Source organism: Dapis hubbardiae BLCC-M172 (assembly GCF_050016015.1).
GTDB lineage: Bacteria > Cyanobacteriota > Cyanobacteriia > Cyanobacteriales > Microcoleaceae > Trichodesmium.
Map to the genome: position 1 here is coordinate 1 of NZ_JBNHEQ010000096.1, position 4,595 is coordinate 4,595.

Annotated in this window: 3 protein-coding genes; all 3 read right to left on the bottom strand. The window is 35.9% G+C overall.

Going from position 1 to position 4,595, the window contains the following annotated elements:
* On the bottom strand, positions 1-801 hold an 801-nt coding region (locus ACP6PK_RS09310; protein ID WP_426559372.1), incomplete at its 3' end, for a hypothetical protein.
* A gap of 518 nt (positions 802-1,319) precedes the next feature.
* Positions 1,320-2,498, bottom strand: a complete 1,179-nt coding sequence (locus tag ACP6PK_RS09315; RefSeq protein WP_426559373.1) for a cupin-like domain-containing protein — start codon at positions 2,496-2,498, stop codon at positions 1,320-1,322.
* Positions 2,499-3,206: 708 nt separating this feature from the next.
* Positions 3,207-4,124 (bottom strand): 2OG-Fe(II) oxygenase, encoded by a 918-nt coding sequence (locus ACP6PK_RS09320; RefSeq protein ID WP_426559374.1) that lies wholly within the window; start codon positions 4,122-4,124, stop codon positions 3,207-3,209.
* Between the last annotated feature and the right edge of the window lie 471 nt (positions 4,125-4,595).

Here is a 4,595-nt window from a genome sequence, read left to right on the forward strand (position 1 = left end):
ACCACCAGTTGTGCCACCACCAGTTGTGCCACCACCAGTTGTGCCACCACCAGTTGTGCCACCGCCAGTTGTGCCACCACCAGTTGTGCCACCGCCAGTTGTGCCACCACCAGTTGTGCCACCACCAGTTGTGCCGCCACCAGTTGTGCCACCACCAGTTGTGCCACCTAATAATTTGTCACTTCCTGCACCTGCGTTAACCTGTTGGAAACGAGCACCGATATCTAAGGTTTGATTCGTGAAAGCTGTAAAGAAATCATTTTCTAAAGTTGCAGCCACAAGATTAGCGCCACTTACCAAGAAGCTAACATTAGTAGATTGACTTTGAGCAAGAGCGCCATTAGCATTACCACCCAAGAAATTATTGTTATCAGCAATACCAACATCCAAAGTATCAAAGGGGTTAAAAGCAGCGTTTTCTATAAATGTATCAAGAAAACCATCAGAGTTGAAGGAACCAGCAAAGCTTAAACCATCCAAGAGATCAAAACCAATGCCTGTCAACTTAGAAGCAGTGGCTCCATCACCAAAAATACTACTACCTGTAGTGTTTGTAATACCCAATTCAATCTTAACATCAGAGCCTTGCTGGATGAAGCCAAAATCTACAGAAGCTGAAGCTCCAGTAGCAGGAGAATTGGAAGATGTACTGTCGGCTCCAAAGTTAAAAGTAAAGGCTTCAGCCGAAGTAGGCAATAAAACTGTTGATGCTATAGCAACACCAGTTACTGATAAAAACGAAGAATCAAATATAACTTTTCTCGCAGAACGTAATACAGTTGCAAAAGTTTTGTTCATCATTGGAGTCATCCTGTAAGATAAATTGCTTATTTACAATTAACAATATAGCTATTAGTAAAACCTGCTGTAAACCTGTATTTTTAAGAAGGCAATAATCTTCATCAAAACTTTATATAAAATACCCTTTTGGTAAAGAGTTGATGAAATTTAGGAGAATAAAGTAAATATTATCCTGTTTTAGTTTTGACACTGTGTATATTGGATTTTTGCCTTCTATTCAATATTTATTTAGGCTAAATTCCAGTTATATTATGTCCAGATAATTAGTGGTAAAAAAGTTTTTCAGGACTTATGCAGATATACTAAATGTAGAATCTAAAACTATTGCGCAATAGTTTTAAAAACTATATGTATAGTCTATGCGTAAGTCCTGTTTTTGTTTGTAGTAGGGCTTCAGCCCGATCCATAACTTAGGGCTAAAGCCCTACTACGAACTTTTCCTTTTCTATATATAGCTTTCAACTAACTTGTCACCCCGTAAAGTATTACCTACTAAATGCTTACTGAATACTAGGATTTTAATACTTATAGTAATTGGGAAAAATAAAGTTCATTAAAGAAAGAGAAATACTAACATTAAGTGACTTAACTTGATGCCACCAACCGATAGGAATAAAAATCATTTCTCCAGGTTCAAGAATTACCTCGATAATTTTCACCTTTTTAAACAAAGGATATCTATAGTAATCTGGATTTTCTAAGTCTACTTTACTAAAAACAGTTTGATAATTGTAGAGAAATGGGGTTTGATCTGGAGAGATAATTCGCCAAAGTTTTCTGCCATAGACTTGAGCGCTTATTAGGTTAGTTTGGTCGTGATGTACTGGTGTAATTGTACCACCTGGACCAAACCATAATTTGATTTGACCTTTAGTATTTGAGCTATCTAAAAAATCAGGATAAAAATTTATATCATCCAGGAGATTTTTAATTTTGTCTCGTTGAAAATTACGATTACTAGCAACCATATAATAATCATTAGTATCACCGCCATTGACAACCATATCGACATATTCACTTAACTTTAATTCTCTTTTGTGTCGAGCTTTATTAATTTCATATTGTGCATCTGAGTTACGATTATGTTGAATCTCTACATCAGCATCGCCATAATTAGTTTTAAAATATTCTGGAGTCCACAAAGACAGAGCTTGCCATTTAGTCATCATATTTGTAATTACAACTGGGGTATTTGTGGCGTAGTATTTTGCTAAAAATTCTTCTTTGGAAATACGACTTCTGCGTTCTATATAGCTAGAGTTTGGAGACAGTTGAGAAATTTGATGACGGACTTCTAACATCGACTCCAGTTTTCTGAACAACTGCATCATGTTATTGCTTGCTTTAAAATAGGGATTAGCAGTTAAATGACTTAATTCTGCTACAGCAATTTGCTCATTTATTCCTCTTTTAACCATTTCTTGAATAATGGAAATATCAGGGTAGTTGCGCAATTTACTTTCGGTCATCCATTGTTTCCAATCATCGGAAATTTGAGATTTATTTTGTTGATTGAATGATTTATGGTCAGACTGGGATGAGTTTTTGTTACTTCGTTGATTCTCAATTTCCAGAATTCTAGCAGCAATTTTTGCTCGCTCTTGCTCAGAAATATTTTGGTTATTCAAAACCATTTCGAGGATTTCAACAGACTTATCAACTAGATGTTGTAGCTTGTCTTTTGGTAAAATTTCCATTCCTAAGTTTTTGGCTAATTTTTGATGTATTATTATGTTTGAAATTACTTGAAAGTCAAATATAGAAATATTTTTTTTTAGTAGTGGATTGTTTCATCTTAAATGTTGCAATAGATGTAGGTTGGGTTGTTTGCGTTAGCATTGCGCAGCATGGAACCGTTTGCGGAGCATTTCCAACGGAAAAACCCAACAACAATCTTTCTCCCCTACTCCCCTACTCCCCTACTCCCCTACTCCCCTACTCCCCTACTTCCTAATGAACTCTTTTAATTGAAACAATCCAGTAGGTAGTGAACCGACACATCTAAAATGGTTCGTTACATTATTATGGGCGGGTTTATCTAATTAAATGTGAAAACTCATTAATTTAATCGAGAAACCCGCCCCTACAATTTTTTTAACATTTAACTGGACTGATATTATGTCCGCTTGAGTAGTTATAATTAAAGTTCGTAGTTAGGCTTGAGCAATATCTATAAGTTCGGGCTAGAGCAAAACTACAAACAAAAACTTTTTCATTTGCCTGATTTGTAATTCGGTTTCTGTTACTTTAGAGTTCAGGTATGGAAGGTATAGGAGAAAAGTCCGTTGCCCCATTACCGAAAAATAAAGGTATAAAGCCTCTCACTGACTGTGGAGAAACAAAAAAAATTTCCTTTTATTCAATCCTCTTCCTTTTAGGGAGAGGTAATTATCAATTATCAATTATCAATTATCAATTATTGAACCATCTTCACGGCGAATCCAACCATTAAATGTAAAGCGACTATTTTCAAACGCTTTAGTCGGACAACTAACGGGTAAGACTTCATGTAAGTAACGACTAGGGAAAAAGATAATACTATTATTACGAGGTTCAATTACTTTAAAATCATTGTGTTTGGAAAGATTATTTCCCTCTACCTTAGTTTCATAAATTACTAATTCTCCTCCAGAGAATGATTTTGGTTCTTGATAGAAGTAGTAAACATAAGTCATTTCTCTAGTAGCAGTCATTTCTGTATTGGCATCACTATGAATTGTGTAGAAACAACCATCATTGTGTGCTGTTAGTTGAATAACAATATTAGATGTGGAGAAATTTGCATGGTTTAGTTTTTCCAAAACTGAAGGGAGAATATTTAAGACTTTGTTTTGTACAGATGTAGCAATTTCGGGATAAAATTTATGGTGAAGAACTGAAGATTGTCGAAATTTCTTTACTTTATTGCTGCTTTTGTTGTGAACTGAAGAGTCGGTAAAATTATTTTTATTTTGGATGGCAACTGTGAGTGCTGTTTCTAGTTGTTGAGGTTCCAAGAAATTATCGATTTGTAGGTAGTTGACAGGTAAAATTTTGGATTGATTTTGATTTGAGGTTGACTGAGAATAGTTAGGGATAAACTTTGGTATTTTGGAGGTAGGAGGTGCAACAATATTACTATTAGCTGAAGTTATTGGATTTTGAATATTTCCTTCAGCAGATTGAGCTATATCTAATATTCGCAAAGCTATTTCTGCTCTTTCTGGTAATGGGATGCTTGAGTTATCAAGAATTGTCTCTAGTAAATCAACAGACTTAGTTGCTAGTTGTTGTAGTTTATCTAGAGGCATATTGTTGGTAATTAAGAGCTTTTTTTCAGACATGATCTGATAAATCTGCTGATAAAAATGTGTTTTTTGCGCGTTCCGTCAAAAGGCTGATGATTGCCTTCCAGTCATTTTGCAACCTAAAGTTATTAATTATAACACAATTAGCAAAACCCATCCTAGAATTACCGAAATAATTAATAATTAAACAATTAAATAATTAAATAATTAGATAATTCACGCCTTGAAGCCTCCCCTTTCAAGGGGAAAAAGCGGTCGTTTGCGGAGCAGTCCGTCAGGATGAGATGGCGTTTGCTAACGCAAAGCTCCGCAAACGCGCGTTTGCGGAGCATTCCGTAGGAAAGCGTCCCGGAGGGAACGGTTTCCCGCTCTTGCAGAGCCGCTGCCTCTTGCAGAGGAGCTGCCTCTTCCAGAGGAACTGCGCTAACTAACGCTATATATGTCGCGCAGCGAAACGCCATATCTAATCGACCAAGAGAAATAAATATTTTCCTTATTTGTCAATCC